Raw genomic sequence first — 24336 nt, 5'->3', positions numbered from 1 at the left:
ATTCAACGCTCCTCATCAATGAAAAACTTTAAGAAAATGAACCCTCAAAAGCTGCTGGCTTGCGTCCTGCTGCTGGTAACATTAAGCCTGAATGTCAGGGCGCAAATCACCATTGATCCCGAATATCTTTCGGTGGCAAACGGGATCGCCTCGCCGACGGTAAACGACATCATCCAGGACCATTATGGCCTACTTTGGATCGCTACCGGAAACGGTTTGCAGAAATACGATGGCTACCGCTTTGAAACCTTCAAAAATGTGCGTGGCAAATCCAATAGTCTGCAGAACAACAACTGCTGGGATTTGATGGAGGATCCAGAGCACAACATCTGGGTGAGCAACGACGAAGGTGTGTCTTATTATGACCGGAAGAAAAAAGAATTTGTCAATTATAACATTGGCACAATTTTCCGAAATATAACCGGAAGCGGAGCGGGCAGATCGTTCCGGATGATAACAGACAAAAAGGGGCAAGTTTGGGTAACTACAAATTTGCTGGAGCTTCTGAAATTAAACCGCGCCTCGCAAAAATGGGAATACGCAAAGTACGAAGGTGACAGTATCAATCAGCAGTCTCACCAGGGAATACTGCTGGCCATTACCCAGGACGCAAAAGGGGGTATCTGGATAGGCTCAGCGGTTTACGGCCTGATGCATCTTGCACCCGGTGACGACACTTTCAGGTTCGTGCAGCCACATTTATTTGGCCATCTTAAAACGGATGCAAACCGGATTTCGGCCCTATACTCCGACGTGAACAGCATCCTCTGGATCACCGCATCCGATGGTGTCTACAAATATGACCCGGCGCTGGGCACGCTGAAAACGATCAAAACATATACCGAGGGTATTCAGGGCGGCTGGGCGAACTGGAACCGGATCGGAGCAGACCCTTCCGGAAATATCTGGGTTGCCAACAACTTTCACGGGATACTCAAATTTAAAGGGACTTCCGACGAGTTCGAAGAAGTAACCCTGGCGGGAAAAGTGAAGGTTCCAAAGCATGGCTGGAACATTACCCTTACCAACTTTATGGTGGATCGCGGCGGCGTGTTCTGGTTTGGAAGCATGGAGTTCGGATTGCTCAAATACAATCCGCTCAGTAAGCCTTTTTCAGTGATCGCGCGAAAAGACGGCGATCCGACCAGTATTTCCGGTATTCCGTACAGCGTGCTTGCGTCCAAAGCCAAGCCGGGGATATTGTATGTGGGTACAAAAGGTTATGGTCTGTCGATTTTTAATACAAAAACCCAAAAAGCACGAAGGGTCACATTTGATGTCGTAAATGATATGTACGGCGGCTCCGTCAGGTCTGTTGCGGAAAATGACAACGAAACATTATGGGTAGGTACCTGGGGTGACGGACTACTCAGGCTGGACAAAAATTACAAGGAAATAAAACGATATAGTTACCAATACAAAAGCCGGAAAGGCATTGCTTCCGGCAAGGTGCGGGTGATCAGGCCTGATCAGAAGGGGCGCCTGTGGCTGGGAACTGCCGACGGGCTTGATATATTCGATCCCAAAACAGAACAGTTTCAAAACGTGGTCAGTACAGACCACGTGACCTATCCGCAAGAGCTGGTTGACGAACTGGACAGGTTGTCCGAAACGAGTCAAAAAGTGGCAGGAATTGAAGGTGTGACCGAGATGCAAAATAAATCCCGGAAAGTGGAGATCAAGACTGCAGGAAAATATGCGGTGATGGCCGTGGGAGAAGGTGACCCGGCAGGTCCGGCAGATTACGGATGGATAGAAGGCGCGCCAAAGGATACGATCTGGATGATGGCGTCTTTCGCGCAATCCATGCACGCGGGCGGATCAGCAAAAAACAGGATCGATATTAAAATCCTGGACCTTCGGCCAGGGAGTTACACGCTTCACTACATGACCGACGACAGTCACAGCTATGGAAATTACAACGAGCCCGGGCCTGAGGTGAGCGCTCTTTATGGGATGCGACTGGTGAAGCTGACGGACAAGGACGAGGCTTTTCTTGAAAAACGATTGCACGCTGAACAGCTCCGTGAAAAATCGATTACAGGCAGTGATATTATCGATATTGAAATCGGCAAAAAATATGTTTGGGTGGGTGCCCTCGAAAAGGGTTTTAACCGCATTGACCCCGTTTCAGGTGACGTTAAACATTTCATGCACGATTTGAAAAACGAAAACTCGCTGGCTGAAAATACTGTTACGGATCTCTTTGAGGATGAGGACGGTATCCTTTGGATCACCAACAGGGCCGGTTTGAACAAATTCGATCCCAGGACCGGGAAATTCACACTTTACAGCGAAGCCGACGGTTTGCCGACAGACAATACCGTTTCGCTCCTGCCCGGAGAAAAGGGGGAAATGTGGATATCCACTCAAAACGGGCTTTCGCAGATGATCACCAATAAGGCTTTGGGCAAGGTGATGTTCATCAACTACAACTCCGCCGACGGCCTGGGTAGCGACGGTTTCAGTACCTACCTGGTGGCCGCAAAAACTGCTGATGGTCAATTTTATTTTGGGGCCGACCATGGCCTGACCAGTTTCAAAAGCTTTAAAGGAAATGATACGCCTCCGCCTGTGATCATCAGCAATTTGCTGATTTCCAATAAATCGGTGCTGGATATGGGCGAAAACTCTCCGCTGAAAGGTGATTTATTACAAACAGACCATGTCGAATTAGCCCACGACCAAAACAACATTGGCTTCGAATTCGCAGCTTTGCATTACGCCAATCCGCAGAAAAACAAGTATGCCCACATGCTGAAAGGCTCCGACAAAGACTGGATCTACGACAATCGCAATTTCGCGGGTTACACGAATCTGGAACCGGGCGAATACGAATTTATGGTGCGTGCATCCAATGCTTACGGGGTTTGGAATGAAAAAGGTAAGGTGCTGAAAATAACCATTCTGCCCCCCTGGTGGAAAACCTGGTGGGCGTATGCGGCCTATCTGATCATTTTTGCGGTGCTGATTTTTGTTATCAACCGATATATGCGGGAAAGGATCAAGGCGAGGGAGCGGGAGAAGAGCAGGGAACGGGAATTACAGCAGGCCAGGGAAATTGAAAAGGCTTATACCGAACTAAAAGCCACTCAAAATCAACTTATTCAATCCGAAAAAATGGCATCGCTGGGTGAACTGACGGCTGGCATTGCGCATGAAATTCAGAATCCGCTGAACTTCATCAATAACTTTTCGGAGCTGAACCAGGAGTTGCTGGACGAGATGAAGACGGAACTGGCGGGCGGCAATGTGAAGGAAGCCATCGCTCTGGCAAACGACGTCAGTCAGAACCTTGAAAAGATCAACCACCACGGAAAAAGGGCTGATTCGATCGTAAAAGGCATGTTGTTGCACAGCCGGAGCAGCAGCGGGGTGAAGCAGCCCACGGACATTAATGCACTGGCCGACGAATACATTCGCCTGGGTTACCACGGCTTGCGCGCCAAAGACCAGTCTTTCAACGCCGCCATCAAAACAGATTTTGACCCAGCCATCGACAAAGTGGCAGTGATCCCGCAGGATCTGGGGCGGGTAGTTTTGAATTTGCTCAACAATGCATTTTACGCCGTCCAGCAAAAGCAAAAAGAGATCCCCGATGCTAATTACGAACCGACTGTGACGGTTAGCACAAGAAAATCAGGCAATAGGGTACTGGTAAGGGTGCAGGATAACGGTAATGGCATCCCGCAAAGAGTAGTTGACAAGATTTTCCAGCCTTTCTTCACCACAAAGCCCACCGGGCAGGGGACGGGACTGGGACTTTCACTGAGCTATGACATTGTTACCAAGGGACATGGCGGCGAATTGCGGGTCGAAACCACCGAAGGCAAGGGCAGTTTGTTTTCTATCTTGTTGCCGATTTAATCCAGCTGACCAGGGCACTTTACTTAAAAATGTTCACAACATGAAAAGATTTCATCTTACTCTTTTGCTCCTGTTTTTGGCCTGCATTGCTTCCGCGCAGAGCGTCAAACCTTGCAAACCCTGCGAGAGTTTAAAGAACCTACAATTTCCCGACGTGACCATTCTGCTGGCCGAAGCCAATGCCGGAGGCACGATCAAAAACCCGGATGAACCATGGAACCCGACGAACGTCATCCAAAAGCCATTTTGTCGCATACTCGGCAGGATCAGCAAGGAAATCAATTTTGAGCTTTTGCTTCCCGACGAAAGCAATACGCGTTTCCTGATGTCGGGAGGTGGCGGTTTTGTGGGTACCATTCAAAACTCGTTCCGCACGAAGGTAGACGAGGGGTTTGCCACAGCCGGAACTGATACGGGCCATAAAGGTGGCGAGGATGCAAAATGGGCTTACAATAATATGGAGCGGCAGTTGAATTTTGGGAAGCTAGCCATACACCGCACTGCCGTGGTATCGAAGGCTATTATGCAAAATTATTATTGTCAGGCACCTGCCAAATCGTATTTCGTGGGTTGCTCCCGGGGCGGCGGACAGGCCATGATGGAAGCGGAATATTATCCCGAAGATTTTGACGGGATCGTGGCAGGGGCACCGGCATTCGGCTGGCCGGCCATCGCTGCGAAATTTGTGTCGCATATCCAGCATATTTATCCAAATCCAAAAGACCTGAAACCTGTCCTTACCGACGATAATCTCAAACTTTTACAGAAAGAGGTACTGAAACAATGCGACCAGCTGGACGGCTCTGCGGATGGAATTTTGGAAAATCCGGGTAAATGCCATTTCGATTTTTCTAAACTACCTATGTGCCCCGGCCAGAAGGCGGGAAGCGCATGTTTTACAAAACAGCAAGTCGAGGCGATCAAATCGGTATATAGTCCGCTGGTTGCCGAAGGCAAGCAGATTTACCCTGGTTTTCCGCTGGGCGGGGAGGCTGAAAATGGTTCATGGAATCCGTGGATTACCGCGCCGGTTTCCGCGCAGCAAAAAGAGCCCAGCCTGCATTATATGTTTTCCACAAACATTTTCAAATACCTCATTTTCAACGATTCCACATTTGATTATTCAAAATACGCATTCAAAACCTTTGCGTCAGAAACGGCCTACGCTTCCTCCTATCTGGATGCCACCAGTACTGATTACAGTGCATTCAAAAAACGCAATGGCAAGATCATTTTTTTCCACGGCTGGAATGATCCCGCCCTCTCGGCCAACGCAACGATTGAACATTACGACGGAATCCTGAAAGGCGACAAAGACGCGCAGTCCTATGCAAGGCTGTTTCTCCTGCCCGGCGTCTTGCATTGCGGAGGCGGCCCGGGTTGCGACAATGTGGACTGGATCAGTCTGATCATTGATTGGGTAGAAAAGTCGAAAGCGCCTGATCAGATCATCGCTTCAAAAGAGGTTTCGGGAAAGAAGACTACGAAGAATATTTTACCGTATCCCAAACAGTAGACCTCCTCTAGACCTCCTGATCATGCGCGTTTTACTGACGCTCCTCCTTATTGGACTTAGCCATTGTTTTGCCAGAACAAAACGGTGGTACTGTCCGACAGCATTTTCTAATCTCATCAGCGGTTGTTTCTGGTGCCTTTGGGCAGCTACGGATATTTACGTCGGCGGGAAACGGGTTCACGCTTTCGGCGATACCGGAAATTCCTATACGGCTTATAATCCCATCTTGAAATATCCCGTCACCTAAAGCGGACGTACCCTGTCCGATTCCGGACAGTCTGGCTATCAGTTGTTTGAGGTAACTAATTTATTTTGAGGTGGTTGGTTACAATTATTTTTTTGGCAAGCTATTTTATCAGCAAAAATAGAAATTATAAAAAGCCGATGAAACGTAATTATCTCGGGGAATTTGAAGAAATCGTCCTGCTTACTGTTGCGGTAATGGAGGGGCAGGCGTACGGCGTGGCGCTCATGCACGAGATTATTGAGCAAACGGGGAGAGAAACACGCCTGAACCAGGTGCATTCCGCATTGCAGCGCCTCGAAGAGAAAGGGATGGTAAAATCTGCGTTCGGGGAGTCGACTGCCGAGCGCGGTGGAAAGAGGAAAAAGCTTTTCACCGTGACCGCTTTCGGGCAACGTACGCTGCAGGAAATCCAGGACATTCGCGTCAGCTTCTGGAGCAGGCTAGCCGGTCCATTCAAATTGTCTATTTTGGAGTAATAGCAGCTTCCACGAAACTATGAAAAAACCACCGCGCCTGGCCGACCAATTCCTGAGATGGTTTGTAGCACCACACTTGCTGGAAGCCATTGAGGGTGACTTGCATGAAGAGTTTTACTTTCAACTGAGATCGGCGGGTAGGCGCAGGGCCGTTTTGCGCTACTGGTGCGACGTGATCGGGTTTTTTAAGCCCAGATATATCAAGAGACAGCCCACTGAACACCCCTCATACCCTTTATACTCCCAATCCATGATTACGAACCATTTCAAAATAGCTACCCGCCAGCTTCTGCGGAACAAAACATTGTCAAGTATTAACATGCTCGGACTGGCGCTGGGGATGGCGTTTGCGATGCTCATCGGAATGTGGGTACATTATGAGCGGAGCTTTGATACATTCCATAAAAATGGCGACCGGATCGCGGCGGTTGTGAGGAACACCCTTTTGAACAATCAGAAAGGCACTTCGATCAGCCTGATGATGCCGGTTTACGACGAGCTGATTTCTAAATATCCGGATATCAAACGCGCGTCGAGGATCGACTGGGGCGGGGTGCACAGCGTGGTGGCGGGCAACAGCAAGTTCAATAAAATGGGCTACTATGTCGACCCCGATTTCCTCAGAATGTTCACTTATCCGCTGATCCGCGGCAACCAGGAAACTGCATTGAATGATCCTAATTCACTGGTTCTGACAGAGTCGCTGGCGAGATCTTTATTTGGAGATAAAAACCCGGTAGGGAAGATCGTGCGGATCGACAACCAGTTCAATGTGCAGGTAACCGGTGTGATGAAGGATGTTCCAAAAAATTCAACATTGACATTCGAATTCCTGGCGCCATTTGAATTCAAAGTTCAGAATTATCCCGACGTCAAAGAATCAAAAACACGCTGGAACAATAGCTTTATCGGCACCATCATTGAAGTAAAAGAAGGCGTTTCTATGGAGGCGCTTTCCAAAAAGATCGCCCCGCTGCTCGCAAATAAGGATGATTTTTTGAAAGACCAGTCGCTCATGCTTTATCCCATGCTGCGGTGGCGACTCTATGACGATTTTAAAGACTGGCAGAATGTGGGCGGAAGGGTTCAATATGTAAAGCTGTTTGGCATCATCGGCATTTTCATTCTCGTGATCGCCTGTATCAATTTCATGAACCTGAGCACCGCGCGGTTTGAAAAACGTGCCAAAGAAGTCGGGGTCCGCAAGGCAATCGGCTCCAAAAGAGGCCAGCTCATTGCGCAGTTTCTCACAGAGTCGCTGCTGACGACATTTCTTGCGTTGCTGCTGTCTGTTGTCTTGATCCAGCTGCTACTTCCCGCGCTGCATGATCTCGGATTTGAGAACATTCAATTTAACCTCACCAATAAAAATCTCTGTGCTGTGCTGTTGCTGGTGGCGGTTGGCACCGGGCTGCTGGCGGGAAGTTATCCGTCGTTTTACCTGTCGTCCTTTTTGCCGGTAAAAGTCCTGAAAGGTGTTTTGTTTCAGGCACGGGTGCTGTTAATACGAGGAAAATACTGGTCGTGATGCAGTTTGTAGTTTCTATTTCGCTGATCATCAGTACGGTAGTCGTATATCAGCAGATCGGCCATGCTAAGGACCGTGCGATCGGCTACAACCCCGACAATCTGATCACTTTGAATGCGACCCACGATCTGATCAAAAATTATAATGCATTGAAATACGATTTACTCAACTCCGGCTACATTTCTTCCGTAGCAAAAGCGTCCAGCGGGATGACCTGGGTGAATAACGATTTCTCGCATTTCAGCTGGGAAGGAAAAGATCCGAATGCGAATCTGAGTATCAATGTGGTCATGACTGACTGGGACTACGACAAAACTGCGGGATTGCAGTTCGTGGTTGGCCGCGCTTTTAATCGCCAATTCAGCACCGATTCCAATGCGGTCATTCTCAACGAATCCGCATTGAAATTGATAGGCTATAAAGACCCGATCGGAAAGACGATCAAATTGGGCGACAAACCGCTGACCATCATCGGCGTCACCAAAAATGTATTAATGCTCGACCCATTTAAAAAGGTAGGTCCGGGGGTGATCCTCTTCGACGGCAATAATGTGAACGCCATCCTGGTGCGCCTGAAAGACCATGCCGATTTGACCAAAGCCTTGGCGTCGATGCAGCCGATTGTCGATAAATACAATCCCGCGCTGCCATTTGAGTATCATTTTGCAGACGAAGATTTTGGAAAAAAGTTTGCTACCGAAAACCAGGTGGCGAAACTGGCCGCGATTTTCGCAGGTTTGTCGATCTTTATCTCTTGCCTGGGATTGTTCGGTCTGGCGATGTTCATGGCCGAGCGCCGCACGAAGGAAATCACGATCCGGAAAGTGCTGGGTGCGACTATTGCCGGTTTATGGATGCTGCTCTCGAAGGAATTTGTCTGGCTGGTAGGTATTGCCTGTCTGTTGGCCTGTCCGCTGGCGTTCTGGCTCATGAACCAGTGGCTCGAAAAATTTGAGTACCGCATTGAAATTCAATGGTGGCTGCTACCCGCGGCGGGAGTAGCAGCCGTGCTGATTGCAATGGCGACAGTTAGTTATCAAGCCATAAAAGCTGCATTTGCAAATCCGGCGCAGAGTTTGCGTGCGGAGTGAGTTTTTTACTGCCACGAATACGCGAATGCAGCACGAATGCCTTTCGTGCTGCATTCGTGTATTCGTGGCAGTAACATTTTATGCGAGAAGCGCAGGCTTTTTCTGATAAGTCTCCCACAAAAACTCCCCGAACAAGGTATTTGCCCAGGCAAACCAGGAGCGGGTAAATTTGCTCGCATCGTCCTTATGAAATGACTCGTGCATGAAGCCGGTACCTGCGTGGTTTTTCTTTAAAAGCTGGATACAGAATTTGATCTCTGCATCATCCTTGCTGGTCAGTCCACGGATAATAATGCCCAGCGGCCAGATCATATCGATCCCCGCGTGCGGTCCGCCGATGCCTTCGCCTGCTTTTCCTTTGAAAAAGAAGGGGTTATTTAGTGATAAAAGCATTTTACGTGTATTCTGATAAACCGGGTCCGAGATTGGCATCGCGTCCAGATACGGCATTCCCAGCAGGCTAGGCACATTGGCATCGTCCATCAGGTTGTAGCTGCCGAAACCATTCACTTCGTAAGCGTAAATTTTACCATACTGCGCGTGGTCGATCACCGCGTATTGTTTCAATGCTTTATCCACTTCATTGGCCAATGCTGTCAGTTCAGCCGCGCCAGCTTTATCATTCAAAATCTTTTCGAACATGGTAGCAGCCTGTCTCAGACTGGTTACCGCGAAGAAATTGGAAGGTACCAGGAATGAATAAACCGTGGCATCGTCGCTCGGGCGGAAAGACGAGCAGATCAAACCGACAGGTTTAACCGGATAGCCGTAACCGTTCATCGGCACGCCGTCGGTCGCCCAGGAAGTTTTGCGCTGGAAATGGTATGGCCCGTGCCCATCCTTGCGCTGCTGCTCCTTGAATGTTTTCAATGTCAGCAGCACTGCCTCTTTCCATTTCGCGTCGAAAGGCGTGGTGTCTCCCGTCAGTTGCCAGTATTTGTGCGCGAGGCGGATGGGGTAGCAAAGTGAATCGATCTCCCATTTACGCTCATGCAGGCCCGGTTTCATATCCGTTTCGTCATCTTTCCATTCGCCTCTTTTGTTCGGATCGTCGTAAAATGCATTGGCATAAGGATCTTTCAAGATGCAGGCCGACTGGCGGTTGATCACACCCGCGATCAGTTGCTGCAAGGGTTTATCCTTTTTAATAAAATGCAGGTACGGCCAAACCTGCGCCGTGCTGTCGCGCAGCCACATGGCGTCAATATCGCCGGTGATCACGTAGGTATCGGGACGGGTGCCATCGGATTTATGGGTGACAGTCGTATCCAATGTATTTGGGAAGCAGTTGCCAAAAAGCCAGGCCAGCTCCTTGTCCTTCACGGCACCCTGGAACTCAACGATCGCATCCTCGACGGCCTTGCTGGTGAAATTGCGCTTTCCGGCAGGGACCCTGACCACCGGAAAATCGGCTGGCTGGGCAAATGAAGGTATTTTCGAGATCATCAGGCCGGTACTGAGCAGGGCCGCATTTTTTATAAAGAGGTTGCGATTCATTGAGTTATTGTGTTAAGTTTTGACGGGTTGTGATTTCCCGGGGCGAAAATTACAAAACCAGCGATTCTTCCACGCCGATTTCTTTCAAAAAATAGGCGTCATGCGAAATCACCAGCAACGTTCCCCGGTAGTCGTTCATCGCGGCGGTCAGGATTTCAATGTTCTGAATGTCGAGATTATTGGTCGGCTCGTCGAGGATGATCAGATCAGGGCTCTGATTACCGATTGCCAGCAAACAGAGCATGAGCCGCATTTTTTCCCCGCCGCTCAGCACTGCACAGGGTTTGTCCCAAAATTCGGAAGTGAACAAATATCGGTTGAGCCGGATCTTGATATCGTGCTCCTGCAATGTTTCGGAATTGAATTTCTGCGCCTGCTCGTAGACGGTTAATGCATTGTCGATCAGCGAATAATCCTGATCCATGTAAATGCTGCGGACATCAGCGCGCTCGATTTCCCCGGTTTGCGGCTGAAGTTCTCCCAACATTAACCGGATCAATGTCGTCTTCCCCGAACCATTTGCACCTTTGACCGCTATCCTTTGTCCGCTTGTGATCTGGAATGTCAGCGGGTTTTTCCAAAGCATTCGACCGTCGTAACCGAAATTGATATCCTTGGCTGTGAACAGAATCTTTCCTTTATGCAGCGCAGAATGATCCAAATCCATTTTCATCTTGTCGAGCCCCGGCAGGTCTTTCCGCAATTGGCTTAATTCCTGCGAGATAGCTCCTACTTTTTCTGCGTGCACATTTTTCATCGCAGCCGTACTTTTTTCGGCTTTGTTACGCAATGTGTTCATCATAATAGTAGGTAATCCGGTTTTTTCCTGCTTTTTCTTCCCGCGGGCGTCCAGTTTCTGCTGCCTTTCCAGCGATTCCCGCTCTGCATCGCGGGCTTTGCGGAGCGCTTTTTCCTTGTTTTTCAGGTCATGGAGCAGTGTTTCGGTTTCGACTCTTTTTTGCTCTGCATAAAAATCATAATTGCCGCCGTACGCGGTGACACCCTCTTTACCGAGCTCATAAACGGTGTGGATAAGATTTAACAGTGTTCGATCGTGGCTTACGACGGCGAGCGTGTGCCTGGTAAAGCTCACATAGTCGTAGAGAATATCCCTGGCCAGCGTATTCAAATGATTGCTCGGCTCGTCGAGCAGCACGATTTCCGGTTCGTGGACCATGATTCCGGCTAGGAAAACCTTGGTTTTTTGTCCACCGCTCAGTGTAGCCATCTTTTGAGTCAAATCGGTCCCGCTGAGCTTCCAATGTGCAAACGCTTCCTTACAACGCTCTTCGATGGCCCAGTCGTCGGCCAAAGTTTCTATGTTAGCGTCAGTGAGATGGCCGTCCAGGATATCCTGCAGCGCCTTCAGTTTGCTGGCAATACCCATCGCCTCTGCGACCGTGAGGTCATTAAACCGGCCCAGTTGCTGAGGGACATAGTACGGCTTCGAATCCATTCTGACGATTCCGCCTGAAGGAGGCAATTCTCCGGCAAGGATTTTCAAGAGCGTCGATTTTCCGGACCCGTTATGGCCGATTATGGCAGCTTTATCTTGCCGATTAATGGAGAGATTGATGTTTGTTAACAGCACATCCCGATTAGGATGCGCGTAAGCGGCATCTTGGAGAAAAAGCATGATTTCTTTTTTTAGAGTGAATAGTCACAGATGCCCGGAAGTCAGGCCTGTTTATTTTTTCCAAAAAGAAATTGCTTTCACATAGAAGTGCTTTTACATAAAGTTTACAAAGGTAACAAAATATCGTTTTTGTGCTCCTGCAAGGCCTGTAGCTTCCGAGGCCCTGGCGAGCCGGCCGTGGTTTGGGTCTTTAACCGGTTAATAAGTTTAGCGGGTTTTGCACCAGGATAGGATGCGTTCAGGATTCAATAAATTGGCGAAGTTGATTAATTTAAGTTTTAAACGATCCCTTCACTCTCCCCAAATATGCAAATTGTAATTACCCGAAATCCCAATGCCAGCGCAACTCCCGGCTCATTGAGTGTCGATGGCGTTTTTGAATGTTTCACCCTGGAAGATATCGATCGGGGTTTGACGAAAACGATGACGATATCCGAAATTTTCAATGTGAAGATACATGGACAAACAGCTATCCCCAGAGGGAGATATGAGCTGGTAGTCAGTTTTTCCGAACGATTCCGAAAGCTGCTCCCGTTGGCCCAGAATGTTCCGGGGTTTATCGGGATTCGCATTCACCCTGGTAATTCCGTAGGCGATACCGAGGGATGCATACTGGTAGGGACGCAATTAAACGGCAATCAGATCGTGGCAGGTACTTCCAGGCCGGCATTTAATGCCTTGTTTTCCAAAATACAGGCTGCTTCCAAAAAAGAGAAAATCTTCCTCACTGTCCAGTAGGCGAATTTTTCAGATTTGAACTCCGACGAATCTGCAGTGGCTTAATTCCGTTAGTGGTCTAAATAGTCGAATGCCGTTCTGCCGTTTAAAGCGATTTCTTCCAGTTCAACCTGCAGATTTATTTCAAAGAAATTGCTTTCATTCCGGATGTCCAGTTGATGTCTGTCGGGATAAATCAGTTCCAGTCTTCGTTTGACATTGTTCAAACCTATGCCGCTGTAAGGAGACAGGTTCTGAGGTCTGTTTACAGAAGTACTGTTAGCGATGTGAAAGAGAAGCTGGTTTTCGATCAGACGCAGCCTGATGTTGATCCAATTGTCGGTGCTGCTTCCCCGGGAGACATGTTTAAAGGCATTCTCTACAAAGGTCATGAGCATGAAAGGTGCAACAGCCGGGAATCCCTTTTCCATCAATTCAATTTCCACATTTACCCTGACATGCTTGTTCTGGCGTAGTTTTTCGAGATCGATGAAATTCCTCAGGTAGCTGATTTCCTTTTCGAGGGGTATCTGATGGTCATTGCATTCATAGAGCTGGTGCCGGAGCAAATCCGAAAACCGGGCCAGCGAGGCCGATGCCATATCCGGATTCTTATGTATGAGGAAAAAAATAGAATTGATGCTATTAAATAGGAAATGGGGGTTGAACTGGTGTTTGAGAAATTGCAATTCTGTTTCCAGCTTTTCCTTTTCCAGTAACTGCTTTCTTTGTTCGCTGCGGATCCAGTTTTTGGTCAGCTTGATGCTCATTGCGAGCGTTGTACTGGCAAGCGTGGATGGCAGCGCTTCCGCGAAAAAGTAGAAAAAACAATTGGAATCCCGGCCATACAATGTTTCGATCGCCATATGTCCGACGGAAGCGCTGAGGTAATAGCCCGAAACGATCGCCAGCGCGGTCGCGACCTGGGATACAAAAAGACAGCCCAGATAGGTTTTAAACTGGCTCTTTTCCAGGTATTTTGGAATGAGGTAGTATAAATTGAAGTAAACAGCCAATGCCTGAAAGACCACATAGAATGCGAATTTGACCGTATATGGCGTATACAGGATGCTGCTGGCAGCCTTAAACGGGTTGCCCATCGACACCGTCCACCACAGGTAATGGTAGAGCAGCCAGAATGGAATGTGGTAGAGCTTGTTCAGAATTTTTCTCATCACCTCTCAGTTTAAGATTGTGGCAAAGAAACTTTTCATCGGGCGGATCAGGAAATCCAATTGACCATCTGCATGTTAACAGGTATCAAATGCACGAAACAGGCGTGAAGCCGGTTACAAATGGCTTGCCGATACCATGTAAGAGATAGGTATCCCGACTGCAACAATGATGATGGCCATTCCCAATAATGCCTGCCCGGGACCAGGCAGGGAAAACCCTGAAAACACGATCCGAAGAACACCGAAATTCATCACAACCCAAACAAAAATACCATATAGAAATCCGCTGAGCAGCTTCTTGTTACGCAAAAATGTCAGGTTCGGATAAAGAAAGTAATAGAAAACAGAGAAAATAAGGGCTATTAAATAGTGCAGGAGCAGGCCTGTCAGTACCATAGCCATTCCTCCCGAATAGGCGGCTTCGCCAAAAACGCCGCTTGCAATGGACATCAAAATGCGCGACGCGCTGGTTTGCTCCAAAATAATGACATAAACCAGGATCGCTGCCAGGAGGTCGAGTGTACCGGCGGCGAATGCTGCTGAAAAGATGGCTTTAGCTGGGGATATGCTCGATTTTTTTACCCTCATGCGCAATCGGTTTAAGGTTTAATCAGACCTTGCAAGCTTATTCGATCGATACGGAGCCAGTAGGTACCTGGTCGGCATGGGAGAACGATTCCTCGTACTTGGTTTTAAGACGGGCCAATTGTTTTGTTTTCTTTTGCGCCCGCAAGCTTTCGTACAAGCCAAGCAGCGACCAGCCGTTGCCCGGATTGAAAACAAGATCCTGTCGGTAAACGGCTTCCGCCAAGGCAGGTTTTCTGGCTTTGAGCAGGTAGGCACCCAAAAACTGGCGTGATGGTACCGGCCAGTCTTTGGGCTCGGTGTAAATCAGCTTGTCTTCTAACTCAACCGCATTTTGCAGGCTGGCAATCGCTTTTGCAGGTTGGTTTTGGGAAAACAGCAACGCACCTTCCAAAATTTTTTCCGCAACTCCGGCAATCTGCACCGGAGCGTTGAATGGGATGCGCCTTTTGGTCAACACGGGATCTTTTGATTTTGATTTCAGGCTTTCCAAATGTGACGCGGCGGAATCCAGGTTGCCCTTGTTGATGAAGGCCAGTCCCCTGGCAAAGTCCGAAAGCAGACTGGCATAAGTCCACTTGCTGTCGGGAACCATGCTGTTGTTTAGTATCTCATCCCACTTTCCATGCCTCACCATCACCATCACGGGCAACATAAAAAGATATTGGTCATAAGTAGCTTCGTAACCGGGAGAGACGCTTTTTTGCGCTCTTGTTGCGTAGCGCATTGCTTCTTTGTACATGCCGCCTGTCAGCGCGCAATAGGTCTGCACTGCAAAGTAATGTGAGGAATGCTTTGCCAGGGAAAGGTTTTTGGCCAGTAAGTCGTAATAGACCAAGTTATCATCCGCCAGGTTATTTACCTCCACACCCTTTGCATACAAGCCGTTCCGTTCGTACTCGTGGCTTGCCATATGCACCATATGTGCCACACCCGGCAGCAAGTCCCGTAACGTTTCGGCGCTTCCTAATGCGACTTCGGGATGTTGGGAAGCTTCGGTAAGATGAATGTAATAGTGCAGCGCGGCCGGATGTTTGGGATTACTTCGCAATACCTGTTCACAAAGCGCTACGAGCTCGGGTGTCCAGGCTTTAGATGAACCGTTTTTGTTCCAAAAATCCCAGGCATGCATCAGCATATTAGCATCGATATAGAGCATTTTGATATCCGCATCATCGCCATATACCGGGATCAAGGATCTGAGCTTTGCGGCGTAAGCCTGGTTTAACGCGGCCCGGTCGGAATCTGTCGGGTCGGCCGAGTACCTGCTGTTCATGGCATCGATCAGCGCTTTTTCTTTTTCGCTGGCAGCGGACTCTTTGTCATTCATGTTCTTTAGCGCCGCTGCCAATTCTGCGGGTTTGGTGTAGCTATGTGCGGCATTATAGTAAGGTCCCATGGCCAAAGCCTGGCCCCAGAAAGCCATCACATTAGAGGGGTCAAAGCGAGCAGATTCCTTGAAAGATGCCACAGCTTCTTTGAAGTGATAGCTGTAATACATACTCAGGCCCTGATCAAAATAGAATTGCGAACTGTCGTTTTCGGTTGAGACCGGATAACTGTAATGACCCCATCCGGGCAGCGCGACGACAAATTTTCCATCTGCCGCAGCCTGTACCGCATTATTGTACAATGGTGCGCAAACTGCTATCTCGGAGGTCCGGTCCTGTTCTTCACGACGCTCTTCATTGTGAAAAAGACAGAAAACGGTGAGCATTAGCAACAGGAAAGCGGTAGGGATGAATACGGGTTTCATGTGATGTGGCGGATTATCAGCGCGTAGTGCGAATTTAACCGAAAGTTTTATGCCAAAATGCTTTTAGTTAGGCGAATTACTGAAGTAATCTGATAGAAAATATCATTAAATTGGCAAGCACATGATTAGTTTGGGCTTAGCCTCCGGATGGTTACGTTTACGGTTAATGGTTGGTGAAATTTTTGCGTTTTGATCCACGATTGTGTTTAACGGTTTGAGGCATGTTAAAAAACTATTTAGCTCAGGTATTCAATGCTCTTCCTACACCTAGTGTGGTCCTGCACCCAGATCTTCCCACATGTACTATAGTTGAGGTCAACAATGCCTACCTGGCATTTACAGGCAGAGATAGGAACAGTTTAGTAGGGAAAGGTTTCTTCGAAGCTTTCCCTGAGATGTCATCTCAGGGGAAAGAGGTGTTGAGCTCTTTGCTTGAGCGGGTGGTTGGAGATGGCCAGGCGAATCATACCCCTGTTTTCCGGTATACACCAGCCCTTCCCAAAAGAGAGAAAACAGAAGAACAATATTTTGTTGTAACCAATACGCCTGTTTTCGGTGAACAAGGCCAGGTCGGGCTTATTTTGATATCTGTAGAAGAGGCTCCTGCGGCTGCCGGGCAAGTCAGCGATGGAAATACCTTTAGCAATGAGAAGTTCCTGTATGAAACACAACGGATTGCTCGCGTAGGCGGCTGGGAGGCGGATTTGGTCAGGGGTGTCGTAGTGTGGTCGGATGTTGTGAAGGAGATTTACGAAGTGCCGGCGGACTACCAGCCCAGCATTGAATTCCCCGAGCATTTTTATAAACCCGGCGCAAGCCGTGACCGTTTTATCCAGGCGATACAGCAGACGATTGAAAAAGGGACGCTCATTGATCTGGAGCTGATTGCGATTACCGCCAAAGGAAATGAAAGATGGATCAGGGTAACAGGGAAGGGCCAGTTTTTGAATGGCGCATGCACCCGGATTTATGGGGCTATTCAGGACATTCACGAGCGCAAGATCGTCGAGCAGGAACTCATCAATTCGTACAACAAATTTGAATCCCTGATCCAGACGATCGACGGCATTGTATGGGAGGCAGACGCCACTACAAGCGAATTCCGTTTTGTCAGCGACCAGATCCGGAACATACTGGGCTACGAGCCACAACAATGGTTAAGCGACCCTAAATGCTGGAAAGCGCAGATACATCCGGAAGACCGGGACAGGGTTCCTGATATTTGCCAGAGGCTTACCTGTGAAGGCCGCAACCATGCCTTTGTGTACCGAATGCTGCATGCGGATGGCTCCATTGTCTGGATTAGGGACTTTGTGTCAATAATCCGCGGGAATGGCGAGCCTGATTTGCTTCGCGGACTGATGCTCGACATCACAGAAGCAAAGCATATGGAGGACATGGAGCACCTGGAGAAAACCATCCTGGAACGTAATTCTTCGGCAGGGTCGTCCCTTGAAAAGCTCCTTGACGATTATTTGCTGGGTATTGAAAAGATTTTCCCCCAAATGAGATGTGCGATCCACAGGGTCAAAAATAACCGGTTGCAAAACTGGTCGGCGCCGTCCCTGCCCGAAACCTACATGAGGTCCATCCAGAATTTGGAGATAGGGGAGTTGGAAGGCTCTTGCGGCTCGGCAGCTTTTAGTAAAGAAAAAGTGGTGGTGAGCGATATTGCCACGGATCCCAGGTGGGTCAAACACAAAGATATTGCTTTGAGGTACGGGCTTCGTGCATGCTGGTCCCACCCGATTATGATCCTGGATAATGAGGTGATCGCAACCTTTGCTGTCTATTACAACAAGGTCAAATTCCCGGGAGAGGAGGAAATCAAGGTGATTGATCGTGCCATTTCGATCCTGACCGTAATCCTGGAAAACAGGCAGATAGCAGAAATTGCAGCAGAGACTACCATGCTCATGGCACAAGGCCAGGAACTGGCCCGTTTTGGAAACTGGCAGTGGGATGTTGAAACGAATGTGGTCAACTGGTCGGATACGCTGTATACGATCTATGGGCTTGATAAAAACACGTTTAGCCCGAGCCTGGAAGGGTATATTTCAAAAATCCATCCAGATGACCGGGAGAGGGTTTCAAGCGGGATCAGGCTTGCTCTGGAGACCTGCAGTGATTTTGGGTTTGAAGAAAGGATCATCCATTCCTCCGGTGAGGAACGCACCCTAAAAACCTGGGGAAAAACAAAAGTGGATGACAAAGGCCTGCCTGTTAAAATGATTGGGGCCTGCCTCGACATCACCGATTTTAAAAACACGCAAAAGGAGCTTCAGGCCAGTGAGTCCAGGCTGCGCAGCCTGGTCAATTCCCAAACTATTTATGTGATAAGGACCGATTTGACCGGAAACTATACTTATTATAACAACAAGTTTGAGGAGGACTTTGGCTGGTTCTACGGTGGGGGTAATTTCATTGGCGTGAACTGTATGCAGATCATACGCCAGCATGACAAAAAGCGCGTAATCAATACAGTTGCCTCCTGTCTGAAAAATCCGGGCACTGTTTGCCCGATGGAAATTGAACACATCAGTCCTGATCACGAAAAGCAATGTGCTTACTGGCATTTCATCGCCCTGACAGACGAAAATGGGGAGCCCGTCGAAATCCAGTGCACGGGTATCGATGTTTCGGAACGCAAACAAGCGGTGGACGCCCTGAAAAAGAGTAACGAACGATATGAATTGTTGAACAAGGCTACCAATGATGCGATTTATGATTGGGACCTGATCAACGACCAGATTCAATGGGGCGACGGGTTTTACCGGCTTTTCGGGTTCGATATCAACAAGGACCGTAATCCGCTCGGAAAGTGGGCGGAACATATTCATCCCTCAGATAAGGAAAGGGTGCAGCAAAATCTGCACCTGTACCTGGACGACATTAAGCGTACGAAGTGGACTGCGAAGTATCGTTTTCGGAAGGTGAACGACGCCTATGCATCTGTTGAAGAAACGGGTTATATCCGCAGGAACCACACGGGCAAGGCGGTCAGGATGATTGGTGTGCTTCGGGATGTGACCGACCGGGTAAGATATGTCAACGAAATCGAGGAACGCAATCAGAAATTGCAGGAAATAGCTTGGCTCCAGTCCCATGTCATCCGGGCTCCTCTGGCCAGGTTAATGGGTCTGGTTGATTTGATCAAAAATTACGAGAATACGGAAGCGGAAGAGACCGAGCTGCTCGAGCATATCATGACGTCCGCCAATGAGCTGGATGAAATTATCAGGAGTATTTCGTCAAAAGCGGCGCAGGTAGAGCCTGCAAAAAGCGCAATTTAGTACCGGCAGGAAGAATGGTGCGGTATCTCCGGCGGAAAACCAGCAGCCACGGCATGGTATTTGCAGCATGGGTATTTCGTAGTTACATTCAAATAAAGAGAATATGAAAACCAAAGCAATAGCGGGTACCCTGGGTTTCCTGCTAATTACCTTCTCATTGTCGGCACAGGTCGTTTCCAAGGATTCGATCAATATGTTAAAAGACCAGAAGCAGGCGCTGGAACTGAGCAAAAAGCTCAACGACCGTAAGCTGGAACTTGCCAAACTGGAAAACGAACTTCAAAGTAAAACAGACGAGGCTGCCAAAGCGGCCGAAGAGGCACAAAAATCGGCAGACAATAACAGGGAGGCGGCAGAAAAGTTGGGCAATGATGCCCAAAGCAAGAAATTAGCCAGGCGAGCCAGTAAAAGTGCCGGCTCTGCACATCGGGACGCCAAACGGGCAAGGCGGGCTGCCGATAATCTTGACAGGCTGAAGCGTGATATTGAATCGCTGAGGAGCCGCATCAGTGAGGATGAAGCCAAGCTGGCTTCCATGCCAGCAGCACCCGGCAATAATCAATAATACTTCGCAAACGAAAGGGCTATATGCCCTTTCTGTATTTTAAATCACATCATCGGGCCAGGGCACCTGCTTTCCTGTGGCTTTGAATACCGGCAACTGGGCATTCCATTTCTTCAATTGTTTTGTAAGCATAGATGCCAGTTCTTTCACTTTTGCAGGGTTTGAAGCGGAAAGGTCATTAGTCTCCCCTATGTCGGTTTTGAGGTTGTAAAGTTCCAGTTTTTCTTTCCTGTAATCATAGATCAATTTCCAGTCGCCTTTTCTGAAGGCGGTTGAATAATGGATATTCGGCCCTTCGGCTGCTATCCAGCGGTTAGGATGATGCCAAACCAACTCCCGGTTCTGATTCCGTCTTGCAGGATTTTTCAATAGTGGAACAAATGTCTCGCCGTCTATCCGCTGGATCAGTTTTGTATTTTTGACCCTGGCCATTTCCAGGATAGTCGGGAAGAAATCTTCAATGATCACATATTGATCACTAACGCTTCCTGGTTTGACAACCCCCGGCCAGCGCACGAGCATCGGCTCCCTGATCCCGCCTTCGTAAACCGAGCCTTTTCCGGCCCTTAGCGGACGATTGTGCGTCCAGGCCTTCCCACCTCGTTGAGGCGTCAGGCTCAAACCTCCGTTATCGGACATAAAGAGGATAATGGTGTTGTCTGCGATTTTCTTTTCATCCAGGAATTCAAGGACGTCACCGAGACTTTCGTCCATCCCTTCCAGCAAAGCTGCATATTTGGCCTCCGTAGAATCCAGTCCGGCCTGGACGTACTTGTGGATGAAACGTTTGTCGGGACTCAGCGGGACGTGGACGGCATAGTGGGCTAGATATAGGAAAAAGGGCTGCTTTTTGTCCAATGGGTTTTCCAATGCCCTCAATGCCTCCGTCGTAATGGCGTCGCTCAGAAACGTGCCGGTACCATGGTAAGTCGCCAACCCGGGAACAGCATTGCGGTCGGATTTGCCGTTTTTAGGGTTATCGTAGTTTTTCTCACCCAGGTAACTGGCCGGGTGGCCAATTTCGCTTCCCGCAATGTTGACCATAAAGCCTGACTGCTTCGGGTCGGAACCGGGTGTACCCGCCGACCCGAAATGTGCCTTTCCGCTGTGAATGGTATAATAGCCGTTTTGTTTCAGGACTTCCGGCAGGGGCGTCGCATGAAAAGTATGCGGTATGCCTGCGACAGGGCTAAATCCATTGATGTTCCAGTCGACCGGGCTAACCAGCGAATCCAGGTAATCGGTATTCTTGTCTTTATCAGGTGATGTCCAGTGTGTGACGCGGTGGTGCGCTGCGTTGACGCCGGTGAGCAGGCTTACACGTGTAGGCGTGCAGACGGGCATCGCGTAGGCGCTGGTCAATTTCATTCCTTCCCGGGCAAGCCGCTCCATATTGGGCGTGTGGTAGCGTCTGTTAAAATCGGTCGCTTCGTTCCAGAATGGCACTGAAGTGTCCTGCCATCCCATGTCATCGACCAGAAAAACGATGATATTGGGTTTTCCGGAGTCCTCCTTCCCGGTTAAGGACGAAAAAGTCCATGCTAACCCAAGCATCAGCATTGAAATCGGGAATCTTTTCATAATGAGTTTCAGGCCTTACTATTCTGTTGTGGCAGCTTGTTTACAAACCACAAAAGTAAGGTAGCATTAAAAACGAGTGTAAAGGGAATGACCGAAATATTTTTAAAAAAGAGGATCAGCGACCATTCGGATGTGTTCCCAGAAATGAGGCCATCTTTTTTAAGCGTGATATACAGGCAGGTTTCATAGGCAATATGGTCGATCAGTAAGTTCGTCAGGAACGCCATCAGTATAAAAGCAGCCATATTGAGTGTCACTTTCGGCCATTGTTTTTGGAATGTCGCCCAGGCTATTTTCCAGTGCCGAGGATGTGTTGTTTTTGGCGAGAAAATACTCAGAAACCGGTTTAAACCTTTTTTGATGTTTGTTAAACCTAATGTGAAAAGGAAAATCAGGACCCGGGAAACCTGGATTGTCACCTCCAAAACAGCATTTAACCAGGAAGGTACTTCGCCAAATGCCCGAAGCTGGGCAGCCCTTCCGAACGCGGCGATCAGGCCGAGGGAAAGGATCAGGAGTAAGTGCTTTCTCACAAACCGGAGTGTGTTGACTGTCCAATCGAGATGTTGAAGAAATTTTTGTAGAATGGCCATAGCAGTAAACGGACTGGGATGAGCAATATATATTTACCTAAGATATTCTGTATGAGTAATTTGTAAAATGATTTGTGATGAATGGCATAAATTTTTCCTGCCTAAATCAAATAGTGCTTGTTTTTACTAAACAGTGTTTATTATATTTACAACGTACTTCAAAAAATGTCATGGCAATCAAGGAAAGGAAAGAGCGGGAGAAGCAGGATATGAGAAACCTGATTATTGAGTCGGCTACTCAGCTGTTTCTAAAGCATGGCTACGATAAGACGTCCATTCGTAACATTGCCGATGATATTGAGTATAGTCCGGCGACTATTTATCTGTATTTCAAAGACAAGGATGAGATTTTTTATGTAATCCACGAAAATGCGTTTGCGTTGCTCGATAAAGAACTCCGCAAAAATGACTCGATATCCAATCCTTTTGAACGTCTGGGTGCTATTGGACGCACTTATATGCAGTTTGCCTTCGAAAATCCTGACTATTATGATCTGATGTTCATTATGCGTGCGCCGCTGGCCCAGATTAAGAATGAGGAAAAATGGCAGGCAGGAGAATGTGCTTTTGGTTATGTGGTCGAGACAATCGGCGAATGTCTTGAGCAAAAACTGATTAAGCCGGCCGATACTCTTTTACTCGCGATCTCCGTCTGGTCTTTTGTCCATGGTTTGGTTTCACTGTATGTCAGGGGCAGAATGTGTATTGTGCCGATGTCCGACCCGGAAGTGGAGGTAATGCTGGACCATGCGGTCGCCAATTATCTGGAAGTTTTGAAGACTTAAAAAATTTTGCTTTTCAATAAACACTGTTCACTAAATAAACATTATTTATGTTAAATTGGATATATCACCGTATTTCGGGAAGGGTCCTGTACATGATGATGCTGATCGTCCCTGCCATTGAGGCAGTTGCACAGGATGCGACTCTCGAAGCATACATTGACCAGGGCCTGAAAAATAACCAGGGACTTCGGCAGCAGGGTTTTATCCTGGAAAAAAGTTTATACGCATTGAGGGAAGCCAAAACCTTCTTTCTGCCGGAAGTCAATTTCAGTTCCAGTTACCTGGATTCGCGTGGCGGAAGGAAGATCAGCATTCCGATTGGCGATTTGCTGAACCCGGTGTATACCTCCTTGAACCACCTGACCAACTCCTCCGCATTTCCGCAGGTCGAGAACGTCAGCCAGACCTTCAATCCAAATAATTACTACGACGCTAAATTCAGGACGTCTTTGCCGCTTTACAATGCGGAAATCACATACAATACCCGCATCCGTAAGGAACAGATCCATTTTCAGCAGGCCGAACTGGACGTTTATAAAAGGGAATTGGTGAAAGAGATCAAGGTGGCTTATTACGCCTGTCTGCAGGCCGATGAGGCCATTCGGATACTGGAAAATGCGGTATCTCTTGCCCGTGAAAACCTGCGGTTTAACCAGGCGCTCGTCAAAAATGATAAGGCGATCAGGACGGTGGTAAGCCGGTCGGAAAATGAACTGATCGGTTTGCAGGCAAAACTCGACGATGCGACAAACCAATCTGTTAATGCGGTGGCTTATTTTAATTTTCTGCTCAATAATCCGCTGGATACCAAACTCGAACTGCTTAAAAAGGAGCCGCTGATCATCGAAGCGGTCTCTGTGCCAGACTCAGCTGCTGCCGGCAGGAGGGAAGAACTCCTGAAACTGGAATCGCTGTACAAAATCAATGCGCTTTCGGGCCAGTTGGCGAGGGCGGCGGCATTGCCCAGGTTGTCGACGTTTATTGACCTGGGGTCGCAGGGAAATTTTGTGAGCTTCAACCATGATACCCGTTATTATCTTTTCGGCGTGACCTTGGATTGGCGTGTCTTTGCCGCAAACCGCACCCAGTACAAGGCAAAGCAGGCAATGCTAGATGGCCAGGCAACCGGCGAGCAGATCAGCCAGGTGGAACAGCAACTGCAATTACAGGCCAAAACAGCCTCCAATCGTCTGAAATCGGCAATGCAGATCTACCAGGCTTCCAAAAGCCAGACTACCTTGTCCCAGCAATATTACCAGGACCAGCAGAAGCTCTACCGTGAGGGCCAGTTGCTTTACATTGAGCTGCTGGACGCGCAAAACAGGCTGATCAACGATCAGCTCCAACAAAGTATTTCTTATTTAAACGTTCAAACCCGCGCTGCTGAGCTGGAACGGGCTAAGGCGAGTTACGTATTCTCAAATTAAA

Annotated in this window: 17 protein-coding genes; 10 read left to right on the top strand and 7 right to left on the bottom strand. The window is 48.4% G+C overall.

Features of this window, described 5'->3' with window-relative positions; genetic code table 11:
* The first annotated feature begins 18 nt into the window (after positions 1-18).
* The 5 genes from AC1XUF_RS31180 to AC1XUF_RS31160 all read left to right on the top strand — a co-directional run bounded on the left by AC1XUF_RS31180 (position 19) and on the right by AC1XUF_RS31160 (position 8725).
* Positions 19-3867 carry a two-component regulator propeller domain-containing protein gene (locus AC1XUF_RS31180; protein WP_483345796.1) on the top strand — a complete coding sequence of 1283 codons (3849 nt, stop codon included), beginning with the start codon at positions 19-21 and terminating at the stop codon, positions 3865-3867.
* 40 nt (positions 3868-3907) lie between these two features.
* Positions 3908-5383 (top strand): tannase/feruloyl esterase family alpha/beta hydrolase, encoded by a 1476-nt coding sequence (locus AC1XUF_RS31175; protein ID WP_483345795.1) that lies wholly within the window; start codon positions 3908-3910, stop codon positions 5381-5383.
* A 384-nt stretch (positions 5384-5767) separates the two neighbouring features.
* Positions 5768-6106 (top strand): PadR family transcriptional regulator, encoded by a 339-nt coding sequence (locus tag AC1XUF_RS31170; RefSeq protein ID WP_483345794.1) that lies wholly within the window; start codon positions 5768-5770, stop codon positions 6104-6106.
* A 19-nt stretch (positions 6107-6125) separates the two neighbouring features.
* Positions 6126-7634 (top strand): ABC transporter permease, encoded by a 1509-nt coding sequence (locus AC1XUF_RS31165; RefSeq protein WP_483345793.1) that lies wholly within the window; start codon positions 6126-6128, stop codon positions 7632-7634.
* Entirely contained in the window at positions 7634-8725 is a 1092-nt protein-coding gene (locus tag AC1XUF_RS31160) for an ABC transporter permease (RefSeq protein WP_483345792.1), read from the top strand. The genes AC1XUF_RS31165 and AC1XUF_RS31160 overlap by 1 nt, the downstream gene beginning before the upstream one ends.
* Before the next feature lie 78 nt (positions 8726-8803).
* Here the strand turns inward: AC1XUF_RS31160 and AC1XUF_RS31155 are convergent, their stop codons facing one another.
* Complete coding sequence (locus AC1XUF_RS31155) at positions 8804-10222, bottom strand: glycoside hydrolase family 125 protein (RefSeq protein ID WP_483345791.1); 1419 nt, start codon at positions 10220-10222, stop codon at positions 8804-8806.
* Positions 10223-10271: 49 nt separating this feature from the next.
* Positions 10272-11858 (bottom strand): ABC-F family ATP-binding cassette domain-containing protein, encoded by a 1587-nt coding sequence (locus AC1XUF_RS31150; protein WP_483345790.1) that lies wholly within the window; start codon positions 11856-11858, stop codon positions 10272-10274.
* A gap of 306 nt (positions 11859-12164) precedes the next feature.
* Between AC1XUF_RS31150 and AC1XUF_RS31145 the strand changes: the two genes are divergently transcribed.
* On the top strand, positions 12165-12596 hold the full coding sequence (locus tag AC1XUF_RS31145; RefSeq protein WP_483345789.1) for a DUF5675 family protein: 432 nt from the start codon (positions 12165-12167) through the stop codon (positions 12594-12596).
* Positions 12597-12646: 50 nt separating this feature from the next.
* Here the strand turns inward: AC1XUF_RS31145 and AC1XUF_RS31140 are convergent, their stop codons facing one another.
* From AC1XUF_RS31140 to AC1XUF_RS31130, 3 genes are all read right to left on the bottom strand, one after another.
* Positions 12647-13750, bottom strand: coding sequence for a sensor histidine kinase (locus AC1XUF_RS31140; protein WP_483345788.1), 1104 nt, complete (start codon positions 13748-13750; stop codon positions 12647-12649).
* 114 nt (positions 13751-13864) lie between these two features.
* A complete protein-coding gene (locus AC1XUF_RS31135) occupies positions 13865-14338 on the bottom strand; it encodes a DUF1440 domain-containing protein (protein WP_483345787.1) in 474 nt (157 codons plus the stop codon).
* Between the two features lie 37 nt (positions 14339-14375).
* On the bottom strand, positions 14376-16091 hold the full coding sequence (locus tag AC1XUF_RS31130) for a tetratricopeptide repeat protein (protein WP_483345786.1): 1716 nt from the start codon (positions 16089-16091) through the stop codon (positions 14376-14378).
* Positions 16092-16312: 221 nt separating this feature from the next.
* Here AC1XUF_RS31130 and AC1XUF_RS31125 point away from each other — a divergent pair, with 221 nt between their 5' ends.
* Complete coding sequence (locus AC1XUF_RS31125; RefSeq protein WP_483345785.1) at positions 16313-19384, top strand: PAS domain-containing protein; 3072 nt, start codon at positions 16313-16315, stop codon at positions 19382-19384.
* A 103-nt stretch (positions 19385-19487) separates the two neighbouring features.
* Positions 19488-19949 (top strand): hypothetical protein, encoded by a 462-nt coding sequence (locus AC1XUF_RS31120; protein ID WP_483345784.1) that lies wholly within the window; start codon positions 19488-19490, stop codon positions 19947-19949.
* A 39-nt stretch (positions 19950-19988) separates the two neighbouring features.
* Here the strand turns inward: AC1XUF_RS31120 and AC1XUF_RS31115 are convergent, their stop codons facing one another.
* Complete coding sequence (locus tag AC1XUF_RS31115) at positions 19989-21530, bottom strand: sulfatase (RefSeq protein ID WP_483345783.1); 1542 nt, start codon at positions 21528-21530, stop codon at positions 19989-19991.
* Positions 21531-21538: 8 nt separating this feature from the next.
* Positions 21539-22123 (bottom strand): hypothetical protein, encoded by a 585-nt coding sequence (locus tag AC1XUF_RS31110; protein ID WP_483345782.1) that lies wholly within the window; start codon positions 22121-22123, stop codon positions 21539-21541.
* A gap of 170 nt (positions 22124-22293) precedes the next feature.
* On the opposite strand from AC1XUF_RS31110, the gene AC1XUF_RS31105 reads away from it, so the two are divergent.
* Positions 22294-22908: a TetR/AcrR family transcriptional regulator gene (locus AC1XUF_RS31105; protein ID WP_483345781.1), complete on the top strand. Its 615-nt coding sequence runs from the start codon at positions 22294-22296 to the stop codon at positions 22906-22908.
* Positions 22909-22955: 47 nt separating this feature from the next.
* Positions 22956-24335 (top strand): TolC family protein, encoded by a 1380-nt coding sequence (locus AC1XUF_RS31100; RefSeq protein WP_483345780.1) that lies wholly within the window; start codon positions 22956-22958, stop codon positions 24333-24335.
* Position 24336: the final 1 nt, after the last annotated feature.

Source organism: Dyadobacter sp. HNCC25DJ185 (assembly GCF_056895195.1).
This window is presented reverse-complemented; position numbering and strand designations above follow the sequence as displayed.

Excerpts from the sequence above, each read along its gene's own strand:
- AC1XUF_RS31160 (WP_483345792.1), top strand. The coding sequence starts at position 7,634 with ATGCAGTTTGTAGTTTCTATTTCGCTGATCATCAGTACGGTAGTCGTA.
- AC1XUF_RS31100 (WP_483345780.1), top strand. The coding sequence starts at position 22,956 with ATGTTAAATTGGATATATCACCGTATTTCGGGAAGGGTCCTGTACATG.
- AC1XUF_RS31180 (WP_483345796.1), top strand. The coding sequence starts at position 19 with ATGAAAAACTTTAAGAAAATGAACCCTCAAAAGCTGCTGGCTTGCGTC.
- AC1XUF_RS31110 (WP_483345782.1), bottom strand. The coding sequence starts at position 22,123 with ATGGCCATTCTACAAAAATTTCTTCAACATCTCGATTGGACAGTCAAC.
- AC1XUF_RS31150 (WP_483345790.1), bottom strand. The coding sequence starts at position 11,858 with ATGCTTTTTCTCCAAGATGCCGCTTACGCGCATCCTAATCGGGATGTG.
- AC1XUF_RS31105 (WP_483345781.1), top strand. The coding sequence starts at position 22,294 with ATGGCAATCAAGGAAAGGAAAGAGCGGGAGAAGCAGGATATGAGAAAC.
- AC1XUF_RS31120 (WP_483345784.1), top strand. The coding sequence starts at position 19,488 with ATGAAAACCAAAGCAATAGCGGGTACCCTGGGTTTCCTGCTAATTACC.
- AC1XUF_RS31165 (WP_483345793.1), top strand. The coding sequence starts at position 6,126 with ATGAAAAAACCACCGCGCCTGGCCGACCAATTCCTGAGATGGTTTGTA.
- AC1XUF_RS31170 (WP_483345794.1), top strand. The coding sequence starts at position 5,768 with ATGAAACGTAATTATCTCGGGGAATTTGAAGAAATCGTCCTGCTTACT.
- AC1XUF_RS31115 (WP_483345783.1), bottom strand. The coding sequence starts at position 21,530 with ATGAAAAGATTCCCGATTTCAATGCTGATGCTTGGGTTAGCATGGACT.
- AC1XUF_RS31125 (WP_483345785.1), top strand. The coding sequence starts at position 16,313 with ATGTTAAAAAACTATTTAGCTCAGGTATTCAATGCTCTTCCTACACCT.
- AC1XUF_RS31155 (WP_483345791.1), bottom strand. The coding sequence starts at position 10,222 with ATGAATCGCAACCTCTTTATAAAAAATGCGGCCCTGCTCAGTACCGGC.
- AC1XUF_RS31140 (WP_483345788.1), bottom strand. The coding sequence starts at position 13,750 with ATGAGAAAAATTCTGAACAAGCTCTACCACATTCCATTCTGGCTGCTC.
- AC1XUF_RS31175 (WP_483345795.1), top strand. The coding sequence starts at position 3,908 with ATGAAAAGATTTCATCTTACTCTTTTGCTCCTGTTTTTGGCCTGCATT.
- AC1XUF_RS31135 (WP_483345787.1), bottom strand. The coding sequence starts at position 14,338 with ATGAGGGTAAAAAAATCGAGCATATCCCCAGCTAAAGCCATCTTTTCA.
- AC1XUF_RS31145 (WP_483345789.1), top strand. The coding sequence starts at position 12,165 with ATGCAAATTGTAATTACCCGAAATCCCAATGCCAGCGCAACTCCCGGC.
- AC1XUF_RS31130 (WP_483345786.1), bottom strand. The coding sequence starts at position 16,091 with ATGAAACCCGTATTCATCCCTACCGCTTTCCTGTTGCTAATGCTCACC.